19 protein-coding genes are annotated in these 16,173 nt (G+C 55.9%); 10 read left to right on the top strand and 9 right to left on the bottom strand.

Features of this window, described 5'->3' with window-relative positions; genetic code table 11:
* The first annotated feature begins 3 nt into the window (after nucleotides 1–3).
* From rsxE to BUC26_RS08555, 6 genes are all read left to right on the top strand, one after another.
* The gene (gene rsxE, locus BUC26_RS08580) at nucleotides 4–624 is read left to right on the top strand and encodes an electron transport complex subunit RsxE (protein ID WP_084540556.1); all 621 of its coding nucleotides are present in this window, start codon (nucleotides 4–6) and stop codon (nucleotides 622–624) included.
* Complete coding sequence (locus BUC26_RS22690) at nucleotides 621–1,562, top strand: Rnf-Nqr domain containing protein (RefSeq protein ID WP_084540555.1); 942 nt, start codon at nucleotides 621–623, stop codon at nucleotides 1,560–1,562. The genes rsxE and BUC26_RS22690 overlap by 4 nt, the downstream gene beginning before the upstream one ends.
* Before the next feature lie 50 nt (nucleotides 1,563–1,612).
* The gene (gene rnfB, locus BUC26_RS08570; RefSeq protein ID WP_073375187.1) at nucleotides 1,613–2,488 is read left to right on the top strand and encodes an RnfABCDGE type electron transport complex subunit B; all 876 of its coding nucleotides are present in this window, start codon (nucleotides 1,613–1,615) and stop codon (nucleotides 2,486–2,488) included.
* 22 nt (nucleotides 2,489–2,510) lie between these two features.
* Entirely contained in the window at nucleotides 2,511–3,548 is a 1,038-nt protein-coding gene (locus tag BUC26_RS08565; RefSeq protein ID WP_073375185.1) for an FAD:protein FMN transferase, read from the top strand.
* A 235-nt stretch (nucleotides 3,549–3,783) separates the two neighbouring features.
* Nucleotides 3,784–4,563, top strand: coding sequence for an enoyl-CoA hydratase/isomerase family protein (locus BUC26_RS08560; RefSeq protein WP_073375301.1), 780 nt, complete (start codon nucleotides 3,784–3,786; stop codon nucleotides 4,561–4,563).
* A gap of 29 nt (nucleotides 4,564–4,592) precedes the next feature.
* Nucleotides 4,593–5,030 (top strand): hypothetical protein, encoded by a 438-nt coding sequence (locus BUC26_RS08555; RefSeq protein WP_143165958.1) that lies wholly within the window; start codon nucleotides 4,593–4,595, stop codon nucleotides 5,028–5,030.
* A gap of 132 nt (nucleotides 5,031–5,162) precedes the next feature.
* On the opposite strand, the gene BUC26_RS08550 is transcribed toward BUC26_RS08555, so the two are convergent.
* The 4 genes from BUC26_RS08550 to BUC26_RS08535 form a co-directional block, all read right to left on the bottom strand.
* Nucleotides 5,163–5,543: a hypothetical protein gene (locus tag BUC26_RS08550; RefSeq protein ID WP_073375181.1), complete on the bottom strand. Its 381-nt coding sequence runs from the start codon at nucleotides 5,541–5,543 to the stop codon at nucleotides 5,163–5,165.
* Between the two features lie 391 nt (nucleotides 5,544–5,934).
* Complete coding sequence (locus BUC26_RS08545; RefSeq protein ID WP_073375179.1) at nucleotides 5,935–6,639, bottom strand: hypothetical protein; 705 nt, start codon at nucleotides 6,637–6,639, stop codon at nucleotides 5,935–5,937.
* 13 nt (nucleotides 6,640–6,652) lie between these two features.
* Nucleotides 6,653–7,033, bottom strand: a complete 381-nt coding sequence (locus tag BUC26_RS08540) for a VOC family protein (protein WP_073375177.1) — start codon at nucleotides 7,031–7,033, stop codon at nucleotides 6,653–6,655.
* An 81-nt stretch (nucleotides 7,034–7,114) separates the two neighbouring features.
* The gene (locus BUC26_RS08535) at nucleotides 7,115–7,597 is read right to left on the bottom strand and encodes a dihydrofolate reductase (RefSeq protein ID WP_073375175.1); all 483 of its coding nucleotides are present in this window, start codon (nucleotides 7,595–7,597) and stop codon (nucleotides 7,115–7,117) included.
* 608 nt (nucleotides 7,598–8,205) lie between these two features.
* Between BUC26_RS08535 and BUC26_RS08525 the strand changes: the two genes are divergently transcribed.
* Together BUC26_RS08525 and BUC26_RS08520 are read left to right on the top strand one after the other, a co-directional pair.
* A complete protein-coding gene (locus tag BUC26_RS08525) occupies nucleotides 8,206–9,672 on the top strand; it encodes a hypothetical protein (protein ID WP_143165957.1) in 1,467 nt (488 codons plus the stop codon).
* A gap of 77 nt (nucleotides 9,673–9,749) precedes the next feature.
* Nucleotides 9,750–10,682 (top strand): DMT family transporter, encoded by a 933-nt coding sequence (locus tag BUC26_RS08520; protein ID WP_073375164.1) that lies wholly within the window; start codon nucleotides 9,750–9,752, stop codon nucleotides 10,680–10,682.
* On the opposite strand, the gene thpR is transcribed toward BUC26_RS08520, so the two are convergent.
* From thpR to BUC26_RS08500, 4 genes are read right to left on the bottom strand one after another with little or no spacing between them, the layout of a single operon-like run.
* Nucleotides 10,679–11,281 (bottom strand): RNA 2',3'-cyclic phosphodiesterase, encoded by a 603-nt coding sequence (gene thpR / locus BUC26_RS08515; protein ID WP_073375162.1) that lies wholly within the window; start codon nucleotides 11,279–11,281, stop codon nucleotides 10,679–10,681. The genes BUC26_RS08520 and thpR overlap by 4 nt on opposite strands.
* Entirely contained in the window at nucleotides 11,278–12,039 is a 762-nt protein-coding gene (locus BUC26_RS08510; protein ID WP_244155815.1) for a tRNA threonylcarbamoyladenosine dehydratase, read from the bottom strand. Before BUC26_RS08510 ends, thpR begins: the two co-directional genes overlap by 4 nt.
* The gene (locus BUC26_RS08505; RefSeq protein WP_073375158.1) at nucleotides 12,036–13,082 is read right to left on the bottom strand and encodes an ABC transporter permease; all 1,047 of its coding nucleotides are present in this window, start codon (nucleotides 13,080–13,082) and stop codon (nucleotides 12,036–12,038) included. The genes BUC26_RS08510 and BUC26_RS08505 overlap by 4 nt, the downstream gene beginning before the upstream one ends.
* Before the next feature lie 12 nt (nucleotides 13,083–13,094).
* Nucleotides 13,095–14,027 (bottom strand): ABC transporter ATP-binding protein, encoded by a 933-nt coding sequence (locus tag BUC26_RS08500; protein WP_244155814.1) that lies wholly within the window; start codon nucleotides 14,025–14,027, stop codon nucleotides 13,095–13,097.
* A gap of 193 nt (nucleotides 14,028–14,220) precedes the next feature.
* On the opposite strand from BUC26_RS08500, the gene BUC26_RS08495 reads away from it, so the two are divergent.
* Nucleotides 14,221–14,631, top strand: coding sequence for a Fur family transcriptional regulator (locus tag BUC26_RS08495; RefSeq protein ID WP_073375156.1), 411 nt, complete (start codon nucleotides 14,221–14,223; stop codon nucleotides 14,629–14,631).
* Nucleotides 14,628–14,861 carry a hypothetical protein gene (locus tag BUC26_RS08490; protein ID WP_084540553.1) on the top strand — a complete coding sequence of 78 codons (234 nt, stop codon included), beginning with the start codon at nucleotides 14,628–14,630 and terminating at the stop codon, nucleotides 14,859–14,861. The genes BUC26_RS08495 and BUC26_RS08490 overlap by 4 nt, the downstream gene beginning before the upstream one ends.
* Before the next feature lie 4 nt (nucleotides 14,862–14,865).
* Here BUC26_RS08490 and BUC26_RS08485 read toward each other — a convergent pair whose 3' ends face one another.
* Nucleotides 14,866–16,167: a CBS domain-containing protein gene (locus BUC26_RS08485; RefSeq protein ID WP_073375154.1), complete on the bottom strand. Its 1,302-nt coding sequence runs from the start codon at nucleotides 16,165–16,167 to the stop codon at nucleotides 14,866–14,868.
* Nucleotides 16,168–16,173: the final 6 nt, after the last annotated feature.

Raw genomic sequence — 16,173 nt, 5'->3', positions numbered from 1 at the left:
ATCGTGTCGAACGATAAGACCAGTCTTCAATTAGTCACCAACGGCATCCTGAAAGAGAACCCGATTTTCAAACTGGCTCTTTCGATGTGTCCGGCGGTCGGTATCTCGACGACTGTGATGAATGGCATCATGCTCGGCCTCGCGGTGCTTTTTGTGCAGGTGTTTTCCAGTGTGACGATTTCCCTGATCAAAGATTTCATTCACCCGCGCATCCGTATTCCGACCTATACCCTGACGATCGCCACCTGGGTTACCGTTATTGACTTGACCTTGGCTGCTTTCTTCCCGGTGGCTTATGCCAAGATGGGAATTTTCGTCAAGATTATCGTCGCCTTTGCCATCATCACCATGCGTTTGGAGATGTTTGCCTGCAAGGAGACGGTTTCCGACTCCTTCTGGGACGGTATCGGCATGGGAATGGGCTTTTTGCTCGGCATGGTGACCATCGGTTTTGTTCGTGAACTGCTCGGTTCGGGGGCGATCATGGGCTATGATGTCCTCGGCTTCAAGCCCTTGTTGTTCTTCATCCTGCCTTCCGCCGGGTTCTTCGTGGTCGGTTTGATGATGGGGTTTTTCAACTGGATAGAAACGCGCTACGCCCAGAGAAAAAGAGGTAACGCATGAAGCGACTAATCCGTCTCATCCTATGTGCGGCGCTACCCGTCTTCTTCGGCCTTACCGGGGCGGGACAGGCAGCCGGCCTGGTGGCGGCCACGGAGTTTGGCGCCGATAATGAGATCATCGTGCAGTTCAATACACCGGTCGACCCGGCTGAAGCAACCGATACGCAAAGCTATACCGTCTATGAAGAGACCGACCCCGATATCCGGCTGACCGTTTCCGAGGTGAGTCTCTCGACAGACGGTCGACAGGCGACGCTTTCTTTTGCCGAGCCGCTCAATACCTCGGTTGCCCATGTTGTTACGCTGCACGATGTCGGCGGGGTTGCCGAGACGTCTTTCTCGGTGAGCAAGTCGTATCTCGGGTATTTGTTCTCCATTCTCATCTCAGCTTTGCTTATCAACAACTTCGTTTTTACCAAGTACCTGGGACTCTGCGTCTTTTTCGGCACCTCGAAGCGCAAGCAGACCGCCAAGGGCATGGGAGTGGTGTTCACCATCGTTATCGTGGTGGCAGTCAGCATGAGTTGGGTGTTGTTCCAGTATGTTCTGAAACCGTTCAACCTCGACTATCTTCAGATCGTCATCTTTATCGGGCTGACCTCGTTGACGGTGCAGGCGGTCGATACGGTGCTGCGCAAGGTGAATCCGATTTTGTTCAAATCCTTCGGCGTTTACCTGGTGCTGGTTATCGCCAACTGTGTCATCATCGCCGTCCCGCTGCTTATGGCGAGCAATGAATACAATTATTTTGAGACATTTATGCTCAGCCTCGGCGCCGGCGGCGGCTTTCTGCTCGCTTTGTACCTGATGAGTTCGGTTAGTGAGCGGCTCGAGTTGGCTCGGGTACCGGCTTCGTTCAAGGGGCTGCCGATCGCTTTTATCGTTGCCGGACAATTCGCGATGGCCTTTCTCGGGTTTTCCGGTCTGCAATTGTTCTGATTGTCACGGTCTGACGAACTACTGTCTGCAACAGGAGAAGTAAAACGATTATGGATCCGCAATTAGTGAAAATGGCAATCGGGGGGCTGGTACTGCTTGGCTGTATCGGACTCTTTTTTGGTATCGGGCTCGCTATCGCAGCGCAAAAATTCGCTGTTGAGTCCAACCCGTTGATCGAGGAGGTTCTCGAGTCTCTCCCGTTGGCGAACTGCGGGGGGTGTGGCTATCCGGGATGCGAGGGCTATGCGATCGAGGTCGTTACCAACCCAGATGTCCCGCCCAATCTCTGTTTTCCCGGAAAAGAGAAGGTCGCTGAAAAGGTGGCCGCACTGACCGGCAAAAAAATGACTGCGGTTGAAGATACCATGGCGGTGGTTCGCTGCTCACGAATCGAAGGGCGCGTCAGCCACAAGCACCACTATATCGGGTTTTCTTCCTGTACCGCCGCCAGCCTTGGTTTTGGTGGACCGTCTGCCTGCCAATATGCGTGTATCGGCCTCGGTGAGTGTGCCGAAGCGTGTCCGTTCGGTGCTATCGAGATGGTTGACAATTTCCCGGAGATAAGCCCCGATAAGTGCGTTAGCTGCGGTGTTTGTGTCAAGACGTGCCCGAAGAATATTATCGAGATTCAAACCCTGAAGGCTCGGGTCTGGGTACCATGCTCCAGCAAGGATCTCGGAAAGGCGGTCACCAGCGTCTGCCAGGTCGGCTGCATCGGCTGCAAGATGTGTGTCAAGGTCTGTCCGGCGCAGGCAGTCACCTATGAAAACAATCTGATCCACATCGATCATAAGGCTTGTATCGCCTATGGACCTTCGTGCGAGGAGATTTGCGTCAGCAAATGCCCGCGCGATATTTTTCGTATCTACGATACCCACGATATGGTTCGACGTGATCCGTCTGTCGGCTTGAAGATGGCCGGCTAATCGAAGAAGACAAGGCACGGATATGAGTGAAAAATACGACAACTGCGACAGAAAGCGACGTTCATTCCTCAAATATTCAGGGCTCCTTGGCCTGGGAACCGTCGCGGCATCACTTCTGCCGACCGAGCATGCCGAAGCCCTGTTATTCAACAAAAATGAATACAAGGTGACAAAAACTAGATTGGCCATGGGCACCTTCGTTGCCATGACAGCCATTCATCCGTCCCGGGATCAGGCCGAAGAAGCGTTCGGCCGGGCATTTGACGAGATTACCCGGCTCAGTCGGCTGTTCAACCGCCATGATACCTCCTCGCCGCTGGCCGAATTGAACCGGGCCGGCCGGTTGTCTGACGTGCCTGGGGAATTGCGCGATGTGGTGGTACAGTCGCTGACGTTTCATCACCAGACCCGGGGCGGCTTCGATGTTACCGTTGCTCCTCTTGTCGATCTCTATCAGGCTTGTGCCGCCGCCGGGAGAGAACCAAACGAGTCTGAAATCTCTCGGGTTCTCAGAGTTACCGGCGGTGAAGGGGTGCGCGTTGACGGTCACAGCCTGACTTTCGCTCGTCAAGGGATGGGGATCACGCTCGATGGCATCGCCAAAGGTTATATTGTTGATAGGGCTTCTGCCGCCTTGCGTCGGCATGGCATCGACAATCACCTGATTAATGCCGGTGGCGATATTCGGACGAGCGGTCATGCAGCCCGGGGAAAAAAATGGTCGGTGGCGATCCAAGACCCCCAGAAGCGAAAAGCCTACCCGGATATCATCAACATGGAGAGTGGTGCCATCGCTACATCCGGGAACTATGAAGTCTATTACGACCGGGAAAAGCTCTTTCACCACATCGTCAACGGCCGTTCCGGTCATTCTCCGCGGCTCTCTGCCAGTGTTTCGGTCCTTGCTCCGACGGTAATCGAGGCGGATGCCCTATCGACCGCCGTTTTTGTCCTCGAGCCCCGGGATGGAATTGATTTTATCAATCATCGCCCCGGCTGCGACTGTCTCATCGTCGGGCGGCAGGGTGATATCCATTCCTCGGCAGGCTGGATCGGCTGATTTTCTTTTTTTTGAGCACACAACTATGGGGGAGCGCTGACCGATGACGGTCCGGGCTCCCTTTTTTTTTGAGGCAGATTCCTCAATTCAGCGTTATGCTGACAAGGCGTGAGAGGCAGCGTTCCGAGCCCGGACCAACCTGGCGGCACACGGTCTGATTGTGGCTGCGTGCACCGGCAGGCTCGGTGTGCCGGTCTCGATTTCCATCAACGGCAGCAATGATCGGAGGAAGAACATGGGAGATGCGCATCTTATCACGGCGGTGGGAGATCGTTATGTCGGCACCATTACGTTGAACCGACCGGAGCACCTCAATACCTTCAATAGCCGGTTGGCAGCGGAACTAACCGCTGTCTTACAGCAGATGGACGAAGACCAGCGGGTCAGGGTCATTATCTTGAAAGGCGCCGGTCGTGCCTTTTGTGCCGGCATCGACATCAATGAGCTGGCGGATAAAACGACCATGGAATATCGGGCCTGGATCGAACACATGGAACAGCCGCTGGTGACCGTTGCGACCATGAAGAAGCCGGTGATAGCCCAGGTTCAGGGAGTGGCTGCAGCTAACGGGATGGGTCTTGTCGCCGCCGCCGATTTGGCGATTGCTGCCGATAACGCCAAAATGGGCCTGACGGCCATCAATGTAGGTCTTAATTGTGTCGGCCCGATCATTCCGGTCGCCCGCTGTGTTGGTCGGAAAAAAGCGCTGGAGTTGCTGCTTTTCGGTGACTTGATCAAAGCTCCGGAAGCGCAGGCCCTGGGCCTGATCAATCGTATCGTCGACAAAGACGAACTCGATCGGGAAGCACTTGCTTGGGCCGAAGATCTGGCCAAGCGCAGCCCGCTGGCGATCCAGATTGCCAAAAAGGCTTTTTACGCCTCGGAAGACCTGGATTATCGTCACCAATTCGATTTGATGAACGAAGCCTTCGCACGGCTCTGCAGCACGAGTGATGCCAAGGAGGGCGTGCGGGCGTTCTTCGAGAAACGAAATCCAGTCTGGCAGGAACGATAGCTGCACGCTCCGATACCTGGGAGATTATCGTGCGAGGTCTTTTACTTCTATCGTCGATGGTGTTGTTGATGGTGCTCTGTGCAACCGGTCCCGGTGCTGCCGGTGTCGACTGTGAGGCGCGGATGTATCGCAACGCGGTTTTTACCGAGCCGCAGACCGAGTTTTCACCGTATGATAAGATATTTATCGTTATTGAATGCGACGGGTTGAGGGCTGGCCCACAGGTGATGCACGCCAATTGGATTCACGAAAAGCGGGGCCTGGTTCGCTCCAACAAGCATGAATTCATTCAGCAGGAGGACGGCAAGCGTTCCGTTTATTTCTGGTTCAAGCTCATGCGCCGGGGGCCGCTTGCCAGCACCCTGTTCAACAAGGATTTCCATGAGGAGAACTTCGGCGGGTGGCTGGTAGAGGTTTACCTCAACGACGAACCGATTTTATCGCGGGGTTTTTCAATCACCCCTTGAAGGGTGATGAAATGCGACAGAGGATGCACAACGCCGCCGCGAGCGGGCCGTTGCATCCTCTGTCTATATGAAAACGCGCGGAATCGGTCTGACCGGTGATGAAGATCGACCCCCGGTCCGACTGGTCAATTCCTATTTGAGGACGCACGGAGAATATTTTCGATCGACCAGCGCCATTTCCCTGGTGCAGGTCTCGGTGGCCAGTCCTGTCGTTGCATCGACACCGGTTTGCTCGCAGACCAGGGCCTCGTCAAACGTCAACTGCACAAAACGCGGCGTGCGGGAATCGTGATAGGCGCAATTCCAGGTGCAGACCTGTTTGCCGCCGGTGTAGACATTGCCGTTGGCGTTGTAGCACTCGACAAGAAAACCTTCAGCCCCGCTTGAGACCTTTGCATAGCTGACATTGGGAAAATCGCCCCGGCCACCGCTCGACCCATCACTATCGCTATCGCATGATGTAAGCAGAACCGACAGTGTGATCGCGAGCGCTATTGAAAGAACCGTTTTCATGGAATGCCTCATTTGAATCTTGATCCGGTGGAAATTCGTTTATCTCTGTTGCCCATGTATCGCCATGGTGAACAAAGTGGTAATGACTCGAAGGTGGTGCATTATCGTTTTGTTGCCATGTATAAGTCAAGTAAAATCCAATAGTCAGCCAATTGTCAACACTAAATTGTTGCTTTTCTTTGAAAAATTTGTCCAGCGGTGGCTGGTTGATTTTGCATATATATAACTATTACAATAAGATAAAAGGTGTTCTTGGCGTTGTTTAAAAAGTTTGCTCATCCAAATTGAGCGTACTTTTTTTAGAGTCGCGGATCAAAGACCCGGCGAAGGGTGTCACTTCCAAACGTTGCTCTTCGGCCTGATCTTGGCCGGGCAGGAAGACTGATTGGCGTCATTGATCGTGTAAATTGGCGTTTTTCAGGATCTGAACGAGGATGATGAAAACCGCCAGATCAACGAGTGAAGCCGTTAAAAAAACGAAAAAATCAACACCGGCCAACAACAGGACCGCCTGTCCGGCCAGTGCTGTCCGGGCGTAGTGGACGAGAAGCAGTGCCGATTCGAGAAGTAGAACCGTCAGCAGCAGCGGTGTCGATGCCGTCAAGTGTCGGGTAAGAAACGAGATGCCTCGGACGATCGCCCCGTGCTGTCGACCGCTGAGATAAAAGCAAGGAATAACGTATAGGTAGAGCATGCTAAAGGCGATCAGCCCAATTTCCAGATAGCCGCCGCTGCCGTGCTCGGCGAACATGATCGCCGGCAGACTGGCGAGCAGGATGGCCGGCAGGTACATCCGGAGCAGCAACCAGAGATAAGGGGCGATATAGGTCTTGGCAAGAGAATGGAACGACGCAGAGGAACCGTCAATCAGCTGATAGAACAAACCGTAGATAACTGGAGTGGCCACGATCGACAATACCACCATTACCGTCGTAGCCGGCATGAACAGTGCTGAGTCGCGGAACAGGGGGATAGTTGCGTTGGCAAGGGACAAGAATCCGAGAAACCAGAGCACGACGGTATGATTCCGAATCAGATGCACCGCATAAGCGGCCTTACGACCGATGGCGAAAGCGTTGTCCGAAGTATCGGTCATGAAGCGGCGACCGTCATAGTTTTTCGCAGGAGAAATTCAATTCGATACGAAGACCGCTCGGATCTTTCAAAAAGATCTGAAATTGATCGATTTCCACCAGATGATTGCTTGTATAATCGATACCAAGATCCTCAAGGCGGCGGATAGCCACCGGCAGGTTGACACAGGCGAAGGCGAGGCGGTCACGTGCTGCCCCTCGGCCGAGCTCTTCATGTTCGCAGACCTCAAGTTGCAACAGCGCCTGATCTCCGGCGTAGAGCCAGAATCCGCGCTTCTCGAAAGGTGGCCTGAAGCCAATCCGCAGATTCAGCACGCTGGTGTAGAAGGAGACGCACTCGTCGATGATCTCAGCTCCGGCTCTCAACGCATAGTGGTGGAGACCGGTAACAATCACAATCGGTGGGCCCCTCTGCCCAAATTCAGCTGAAACCGGTAACGACGAAAGATGTTGCCGAGGTGTTTTCTGTTGTGATGGTCAGCCGGCAACACGCTCATAGCGGATAATCTCATAAGGCTCCTCGCGCTCATAGCGTTGGCGAGAGACAACGACGAATTGGTCGGGATCGATAGAGGGAAAGATGACGTCACCCTCAACCGGTCGCTCCAATACGGTGACGATGATAGTGTCGGTTATCGGCAGGGCGATGCGGAATATATCACCGCCGCCAATGATGAACGCTTTTTCCCTCGAACGGCATAGTTCCAGTGCGGCGGCTAGCGATGATACCACCAGACAGCCCGGGATGGAACGGCCAGGATTGCGAGACAGAACGATATTGTCTCGTCCCGGAAGCGGTTTGCCGATGGCATCGTAGGTTTTTCTTCCCATGATTATTGGAGCGCCGAGAGTCGTTTCTTTGAAATGGCGCAAATCGGAGGGGAGGTGCCAGGGTAGCGTGCCCTGGTGGCCGATTACCCCATTCTCGGCGATGGCAACGATGATAATGACTTCCGGCATGATAATTACCAACTAATTGCTCGGGATATTGGGAAAAAAAGATTGTATTTGGTTGTCCTTCGCTTTAATAATGCGCAAGCAGTATAGCGTATGCAGCTTCTTGCAGCAATCGGGATACCGCGATAGCGGTAAATTGTGATGGCTTGAACAGGCGAGGTTGACTAACGATGAAAATGGTGTGCCCTTGTTGCGGGTTAACCGGTACGGCGGAGGCCGCTTTGTTTTCCCGGAAAGTTCGGTGTCCCGGTTGCCGGGAGGTTTTTCGGATCACCGAAGCGGTGATTGTCGATTTTCCCGGAGAGGATCATGGCGTTATCGAGCGGTCTATCGACGATAGCGCACCGAGTGGTGGACATAAGCACGAAGAAACAGGTTCTTGCGGAGCCGAAGACGAGGGCGAAGGAGGGAATGCACAGCAGCCGGAACAGGTGGTTTGCTCCCGCTGCGGTTTCTCCCTCAGCTGCTCGTTTATCAAGTTTATCGATTCTCTTCCGGTCTGCGCGGCATGTGCGGGCTGAGGCGAGTTTGTCCCGGCAGCTGTGCTCAGTATCCGCAGCGTTTATCGAAAGTAGGGCCGGGTTTCGGGAAGATCTGTCGGAGGAACACGCATGAAAGTTAGATGCCCCCATTGCCGTATTAGGGGTGATGTCAGCGCGACTCTGAGTGGCCGTGTGGTTCGCTGCCCCCGGTGCCTCGCTTCGTTCAGAGTGCCTCTGCTCCACCGGCCGGAAGAGAGGTTTGAGTCTGTGCAGCCGGATCCGACTGGTCCGGAAAAACGGCCCGACAGCAGATCGGCATCAGGTTCGTCTGATGCTGCCGATCAGAAAATTGCCGGGGTGTTGGTCCGGAACCTGTCCGGAGACGAATCCGGTTTGGGCGTCGTGCCGGAATTCCAGAGCAGTCAGCGAAGCGATGGGCTGCCTCAGTTCGAGAACGGTGATGATCCTCATGCCACGACGGCGGCGTCAGCCGGTGATTGCGGCGCTCTTGAACACAGAGAGGCGGTGGTCGCCGATCCAGATCCCGCCACCATTGACGAGCGGGTGGAGCCGCTTGGAGCGCAAGAAGAATTCCCTGACCTTTCGGCGCAGAGTGTTGCCTGGGAGGATGTTACCGCGAATTCTGATGACGGTGCTGCCGTGGCAGGCGAACGGAGCGGCGGCCCGGACAGCCTGGGAGCGACGGTCGATACCGAGGAGAAGCTGCAGGAGCAATTGGCAGCCTTGCTTTCAGAGACGTCCCATGTCAGCGACAAAGAAGTATCCGGGGACGAGAGCGGCGAGGATGAACGGGGCGATGATTGTCGCAAGGATCCGGCTGTCGGCGACGAAAAGGCAGGACCTTCGTCGTTGGTCGGCGATGACGATGATTTCCCGGTGTCGGCGTCTTCTGCCGGGACATCGCCGCTGCCCGGCTATACGCCGGACGGCGGATTCAGGGCGACCGCGATCCTGAAAGCTGCCTGGACCATGGTAACCGGTGTCAAAGGACCGATCTGGGGAGGTATCCTCTTGCTGTTTGCGGTTCTCGTTGGGGTGGAGACAGCGGCGACGCTCCTTGTGCCGTTTGCCACCGCGTTTGGCGGAGAGGCGTTGGCGGTCTGGCTGCAGATCATTGTGCAGATGGCCGGGGCAGTTCTTTTGCTGACCTTTCTGGCCGGACTGTATACCATCGGTGTACGTCGCAGCTGTGGCAGTCATTATTCCTGGAGAACCGTGTTCAGTGGCTTTCCTTGTATCGGTCGGATCGGGGTGGCCGGTATTTTGATGTCGCTGCTGATTGCCAGTGGCTTTGTGCTGTTGATTTTGCCGGGAATTTATCTTGCCGTCGGCTATTCGCTGACATTGCCGCTGATGGTGGTGAAACGATATGGTCCCTGGGAGGCGATGGAGGCTTCCCGGCGGCTCATTCATCCCAGGTGGTGGCAGGTTTGCGGTATTTACATCGTGATGTACCTGATCTATGTGCTGTCCTGTATCCCCTTTGGTATCGGCTTGTTCTGGACGGTTCCGATGTTATTTACGCTGACCGGCGTCCTCTATCGTTCCCTGGTGCCGGAGCACACAGGCAAGTAGCGTATGGACCCCGACGGTGTCGTTTGCTTCGCACACCATCCGAGCGAGACGACGATACAGGATAAAGGGATGCGATAATGGCAGGCAAGCAACGGCAATGGCAGGACAACACAGACCACTGGGTACGGATTCATCTGTTGATGCTGCTCTGCGCAACGCTGGTGTCCACGTCGTTTGTCGTCGGCGAGCATATCGCCGTTCACCTGGATCCGGCCGCTTTGACACTGAGTCGCTTTGTCATCGCTGTCTTGATTCTGCTGCCGGTGATCGCGGTGCGCCACGGTCTGCGTATCGGGCTGCTCTCATTTTTACGTTATGCGCTGATCAGCGGCAGTTTGGTCGTCTTCTTCTGGTGCATGTTTCTCGCACTGCGCATGACGACGGCCTTGAACACCAGCGTTCTTTTTACGTTGGTTCCCGGTCTGTCGGCGATCTATGCGGCACTGATCATCAAGGAGAGACTGGGGAGGGATCGGTTGGTCGCGCTGCTGCTCGGACTGGTCGGCGCCGTCTGGGTGATTTTCCGTGGCGATCTTCACGTGCTGTTGACGCTGTCCTGGAATCGCGGCGATGCGGTTTTTTTTGCCGGCTGTTTGGCGATGGGTCTCTACACGCCGCTCATCAGGCGGTTGCACCGCGGTGAACCGATGGAGGTGATGACCTTCTGGGTGCTGGTCAGCGGATGTCTGTGGCTGCTGCCGATCGGGGCAGTGGCGTTGTCCCGGGTCGACTGGCTGTCGGTGCCGCCCTCCACCTGGGGCTGGATTGTTTACCTGGCCTGTTTTACCACGGTGATCACCTTCTACCTGACGCAATATGCCGTTGCCCATATCGGGCCGACCCGCACCATGTCCTACTCCTATCTTTATCCGGGGCTGGTCCTCATTATCGATCTGCTGCTCGGCCGCGGGTGGCCGGCGCCGCGAGTGCTGCCCGGGATCATCGTCATCCTTGGCGCGATGGTTGTTTTACAGGTCCCGGTTTTCCGCCGTTACGGCGGAAAAAACTAGCCGGGACTGTTCCTCCGGCCCGCCGGTCGGGCCGGAGCCAGAGGTTTTCTCGCGATTTGTCGGGGGCGCAGTGGGTATTCGGCGGCAATGTGGTGTACCGCACCTTTGGCCGTCAGCGCACTGGTGAATAGTGTAAAGGAGGTAATGGTGAAGGGTGGCGACTGGAGCAGACTGTTGCTCATCAGAAAGTCGGTTATTCGGCCGATTGAGCTGTTTTTCAGGCGGGCGATGGTGACATGCGGGTGGTAGCTGCGTTCTTCGGCACCGATCCCAACCCCGGCCAGAACACGGTTGATGGCCGAGCGCACCGCGAGAAGAGCTGCCGTCGGCTCAACGCCGGCCCAGATGACCCGCGGCGCGCCACGCGGCGGGAAATGGCCGACGCCGCGGATCGACACAGTTGGGGCTTCAGCCTCGACACCGGCCAAGCCATCCCTGACATCATGAAAGAGGGCGCCGTCGATATCGCCGATAAAGCGCAGGGTCAGATGAATCTGTTCCGTCGGGACCGGACGGGCGCCCGGAATTGTTCGGCCCAGTCCGTTGAGCCGGGTGCGGATCGAATCGTCGAGTTGCAGCGCGATAAAAGTCCTAATCATAACGACTCTCTGCCTAACCATAAGATAACTTCGTTGGCCAGCAACAGACCAAACAGGGCAGTCAGGGTGGGCAGGCTGCCCAGGGTTCGCCGGGTCCTGCCCCGCCCCGCCGGGTCGCTGTCAGCAGCGTGGTCCGTATCGGCGGGCGGTTGATAGTCGAAGTCGACCGGTTCCGTGGAATAAACACAGGTGATACCCGAGGTGATACCGGCGCTGCGTAACCGTTTGCGCAGTCGCCGGGCCAATGGGCAGCTGCTTGTCTGGGCGATGTCGCCGATCTTGATATACCGCGGATCGCGGCGCAGTGCGGCGCCCATCGAGGAAAAGACGGCAATGCGATGCTGGTGGCAGGCGGTCAGCACCTGCACCTTAGGATTAAGCGAATCGATGGCGTCGATGACAACGTCGGGACGCAGTGCAAGGATGTCACGGATTGTCTCGGCGTCGGCAAAACAGGTAGCAGCATCAACCCGGCAGGCCGGATTGATGTCGAGAATCCGTTGTCGGGCGACCACAGCTTTGGCTTGGCCGATGGTTGATTCGAGGGCGAGGATCTGGCGGTTGATATTGGTTGGCTGAATAGTGTCGAAGTCAACGACGGTCAGACGGCCGACACCGGCGCGGGCCAGTCCTTCAACGGCATAACCGCCGACTGCTCCGAGACCGATCACGGCAACATGAGCAGCGGTTAGGCGAGCAAAGGCCTGGTCGCCGAGCAACAGTCTGGTCCGGGTAAAGCGGGATGATACAACCATCATTCATTCCAGGAAAATAATCGCGCGGCACAGGTCAGAAAGAGCACCGAGGTGAGGATCATCAGGCCGCACTCGAGCTGAATGTCGACGAGTCCGGCACCTTCGTTCATCACCTTGCGCGCCGCTTTCAAGAGATGGGTCAGCGGCAGCAACCAAGAGACCTGCTGGACCCATTGCGGGGCTCCTTCGAGAGAAAACCAGACTTCCGAGAGAAACATCATCGGCCAGCTGATGAAATTCAGAGCGCCACTGGCAAATTCTTCGCTGGTGCCGCGAGCGGCAAGCAGCAGCCCGATTGAACAAAGGCTGAGACCGCCAAGGAAAAAGGTAAAGAGAAAGAGCGCCAAGGAGCCCTGCATCCGAAAATCGAAGATCAGGTCACAGCCGAACCAGACTACGCCGAAGGTGAACATCAGCAGAAAGATGCGTGACAGCAGCTGCGAACTGAGATATTCGAAAGCGGTCAACGGAGTCGCCTTGAGGCGTTTCAGCGCGCCGTTTTTCCGGTAGCGAACAATAATATAGCCGACTCCCCAGAGTGCCGAGAACATCATGTTCATCGCCATGATGCCGGGGAAGAACCAGTCAACATAGCGGACCTGTTCGCCATCGATCACGTGCCGGTTGGTCGGCACAGCGTTTTTGGCCCTCAGGCTCGCCAGGTAGAGCTGTTCGACAATGGCCCCGTTGGGTGAGTCGCTGTTGAGCCAATAGGTCGGCGTGTCGGCGGTGGAGTCGATGAGCAGGTCGATCTTGTGCAATCGGATCTTGTCGAGTCCTTCGGCCCGCGTTGCAATCGGCACCAGCTTGATGGCGTTGGTTTGCAGAAATGCGTCGGACACCGTGGTCGTTGCCGTTTCGACGGCGACACTGGTCTCGGGAAACACCCCGACCGTGAACTTCTGCGTGTTCTGGTCACTGAAAATGACACCGAAGCCAATGATGACCAGAAACGGAAACGCGAAATTCCAGCCGAACGCTGCCCGGTCCCGAAAGAATTCTTTATTACGTGCCAGAAACATGATCCAGATCCGTCGCGGATTCATGCCGATCTCCTTCTAATCCCTGAGTTTTTTCCCGGTGAGATGGAGGAATACATCTTCGAGATTAGCTGAATGGACTGCCATTTCCGATAGATTGACGCCGCAGGAAAGCAATTCTTTCAAGGTGGTGTCCACGTCTTCGGTATGAATGGCTACCGAACCGCCATCGACGGAATAGGGCATGCTCAGCGTTTCCAAGCAACCGGCGGTGGAAGCGTGGGACAAGGTAATGGTGTTGGTCTTGCAATAGGTGGTGATCAGGCGGCGTGGACTGCCCTCGGCGACAATCAGGCCCTGGTCCATGATGGCGATCATATCACACAGAAATTGCGCCTCTTCCATGGAGTGCGTGGTCATCATGATGGTCGTGCCGCCCGCCTTAATGTCCTGGACAATCTGCCACAGATGACGGCGCGATTGCGGGTCCAGGCCGGTGGACGGTTCGTCGAGGAAAACCAGTTGCGGTCGGTTGAGCAGGGACAGGGCCAGCATCAATCGTTGTCGTTGGCCGCCGGAAAGCTGGTTGTTACGCCGTTCTAGCAGAGGCGTCAGATCACAGCGTTCGATCAATTCCGCGAGGTCGGCCTGGGTACGGTACAAGGCTCGGTAACAGTCCAGTGTTTCCCGCACCGATAGGAAATTGAGCAAAGAGGTGTGCTGAAACTGGATGCCGATCTCTTCCCGGAAAAGCTGATCCCGTTGTCCACCCTTGTAGAGAATGGTGCCGCCGGACGGAGGGATGATCTGCTCGATGATCTCCATAGTGGTGGTTTTGCCGGCACCGTTTGGTCCGAGCAGCCCGAAACAGCTGCCCGTTTCGACCGAAAACGAGACATCCTGGACGGCCATGGTGGAGCGGAACCGTTTCTGCAGGTTGAGTACGTCAAGAAGAGCCATGGTGCTGCCGAAGTCGTAGATTACATGTCTGGCGGCCGGATCGGGCCGCATTTGTCGCCGGAACGGTCAACTTTAGCATCGGTGCCGCCGGTACGGCAAGAGGTATTCCTGCCGTGCTCAAGCGAGTTTCCGTGGTTGACTGCGATGCCACGCGGTTGGGTGACAGCTGGGGGAACGGGAAACGGCAATTGACACAGCAATTATTATCAGCTAGTATTGATAATAATTATTGTATGGGGCCGACATGGTTTTGCGAATGACCAACCAGCGTGAGATGATCCTGAAAGAGTTGCGGGCGAGTCGCCAACATCTCACCGCCGACGAATTGTATGCACGGGTCAAAAAATCCATGCCCCGTATCAGTCTGGCCACCGTCTACCGCAACCTCGAGACCCTGTCCGCTGCCGGAATTATTGCCAAGCTGGAAATCAGCGGTCGCCAGAAACGATTTGACTACAATATCGTAGAGCACGATCATATCTATTGTCTTAGATGCCATCGGGTCGACAATATCACATTTGATCGGGAGCTGTCCGGAGTGTCGACTAAGGAGTCGGCCGGTGGGTACAAGATAACGGGATACCGGGTCGAGTTTGTCGGCATCTGTCCGTCTTGTCGTAAGAAACTTGAGAAAAACAAGGAGAATGCTTCTTGAAAACTGCTGAAACGAAAGGTGGCGACGAACTGACCGAAGAGCAGCGCACCATCCTCAAAGCACTGTCCCGGGCCGGGGCCCCCTGCGGCGCCAAGGAAATTGCGGCGACTACCGGACTGGAGAGCAAACTGATAACCAGTTGTTTGACAACATTGAAGAAAACAGGGCTCATCGATAGCCCGGTTCGGTGTAAATACACGCTTACTCCGACGGGGCGGGCGCTGCTTTGATCGTTTACTCAGGCAGCAGGCCGTAGAAGTAGGTCAGGATATCGGTTCGGGTGACGATGCCGATCACGGTGCCGTCATGTACCACCGGCAGGTGGCCGATATTCTTTTTGACCATCAATTGTGCCGCTTCAGATGGTTGAAGATCGGGCGGGATGGTAATGATATCCCGGGCCATGAAGGCCTTGACCGGGCTTTTCCACTGGCTTTCCCGCTTGAGTTTCTTCAGGTCCCAGAGCACGATGATGCCGTCTAACTGCTGCTCATTGCCGACGAGAATACCCCGGATTTTTTCGCGTTGCATGATGGTGCGGATCTCGTACATCGGGGTGGAGCCGTCGACGATGGTGACGGGGAACGACATGAGGTCGGCGATTGTTGCCCCCCTGCTTTTCCGGTGTTTGATACTATCGATGATTTTTTCTTTAATCTCGTTTGATGTATAGTCAGCGCTCTTGACGGTAGCCGAACCGGCGGCCGGGTGCCCGCCACCTCCAAATTCCCTCAGGATCGCGCCGATATCGATGCGGTCGATGCCGCTGCGTCCGATCACGGTGCTGCTCGTCTCGTCATTGATGAAGATAACGAAGACCGCATCGGCATTGATGATCTTGCGATACATGCTGACGATTGCCGCCAGCATCGGTATCTTTCGGTCCAACTCGACGATATTGATGCCGATCGTATCGTGCCGGTGTTTGATGCGCTCGGTTCCCTGCATCATCGTGAAGAGAATGTCCCGCTGCTCTTCTTCGTACGGGGGGTTGAGAAAGACCGAGGCGACGTTGAGGTCGGCGCCGTTGGCTAGCAGGTAAGCGGCGGCAGCGGCGTCTTCGGCCTTTGTCGAAGGATAGCTCAGGTGTCCGGTGTCTTCGTAGAGGCCGATCAACAGCACTGTTGAGACGAGCGGGTTGAGTTCCATCTGCCGCTTTTTCATCTCCCGCACCAACAGGGTTACCGTGGCGCCGATTGGTTCCTGGCAGCTCCAGTGCGCCTCGATATCGCCGTCGTTCTGATGGTGATCCCACAGCACGATTTCCAGATCGTCCCGCCGGCGCAGGTCGTCCATTCGTTCAAGGCGCCGCCACTGATCGGTATCGACGACGATGAGGCGTCTGACCTGCTGCAGATCGACTTCCCCGGGGAGGACGATATTGAATGCCGTTTTGTGCGTCGACAGGAACCGGGCCACATTGGCGTTGACCGAAGTCGGGACGACGCCCACCGCACCGGGATAGAGCATTGTTGCACCGATGACCGAGGCGAGAGCGTCGAAGTCGGTGTTCTTGTGGGTGGTGATAATCTGCACGGTGCG

The organism is Desulfofustis glycolicus DSM 9705 (assembly GCF_900130015.1).
Classification (GTDB): Bacteria; Desulfobacterota; Desulfobulbia; order Desulfobulbales; family Desulfocapsaceae; genus Desulfofustis; species Desulfofustis glycolicus.
This window is presented reverse-complemented; position numbering and strand designations above follow the sequence as displayed.

What these genes read in the sequence shown, in the direction of transcription:
- BUC26_RS08525 (WP_143165957.1), top strand. Translation starts at nt 8,206, where the DNA reads ATGAAAGTTAGATGCCCCCATTGCCGTATTAGGGGTGATGTCAGCGCG.
- BUC26_RS08560 (WP_073375301.1), top strand. Translation starts at nt 3,784, where the DNA reads ATGGGAGATGCGCATCTTATCACGGCGGTGGGAGATCGTTATGTCGGC.
- BUC26_RS08545 (WP_073375179.1), bottom strand. Translation starts at nt 6,639, where the DNA reads ATGACCGATACTTCGGACAACGCTTTCGCCATCGGTCGTAAGGCCGCT.
- rnfB (WP_073375187.1), top strand. Translation starts at nt 1,613, where the DNA reads ATGGATCCGCAATTAGTGAAAATGGCAATCGGGGGGCTGGTACTGCTT.
- BUC26_RS22690 (WP_084540555.1), top strand. Translation starts at nt 621, where the DNA reads ATGAAGCGACTAATCCGTCTCATCCTATGTGCGGCGCTACCCGTCTTC.
- BUC26_RS08495 (WP_073375156.1), top strand. Translation starts at nt 14,221, where the DNA reads ATGGTTTTGCGAATGACCAACCAGCGTGAGATGATCCTGAAAGAGTTG.
- BUC26_RS08500 (WP_244155814.1), bottom strand. Translation starts at nt 14,027, where the DNA reads ATGCGGCCCGATCCGGCCGCCAGACATGTAATCTACGACTTCGGCAGC.
- BUC26_RS08535 (WP_073375175.1), bottom strand. Translation starts at nt 7,597, where the DNA reads ATGCCGGAAGTCATTATCATCGTTGCCATCGCCGAGAATGGGGTAATC.
- BUC26_RS08510 (WP_244155815.1), bottom strand. Translation starts at nt 12,039, where the DNA reads ATGATGGTTGTATCATCCCGCTTTACCCGGACCAGACTGTTGCTCGGC.
- BUC26_RS08550 (WP_073375181.1), bottom strand. Translation starts at nt 5,543, where the DNA reads ATGAAAACGGTTCTTTCAATAGCGCTCGCGATCACACTGTCGGTTCTG.
- BUC26_RS08565 (WP_073375185.1), top strand. Translation starts at nt 2,511, where the DNA reads ATGAGTGAAAAATACGACAACTGCGACAGAAAGCGACGTTCATTCCTC.
- thpR (WP_073375162.1), bottom strand. Translation starts at nt 11,281, where the DNA reads ATGATTAGGACTTTTATCGCGCTGCAACTCGACGATTCGATCCGCACC.
- BUC26_RS08520 (WP_073375164.1), top strand. Translation starts at nt 9,750, where the DNA reads ATGGCAGGCAAGCAACGGCAATGGCAGGACAACACAGACCACTGGGTA.
- BUC26_RS08505 (WP_073375158.1), bottom strand. Translation starts at nt 13,082, where the DNA reads ATGAATCCGCGACGGATCTGGATCATGTTTCTGGCACGTAATAAAGAA.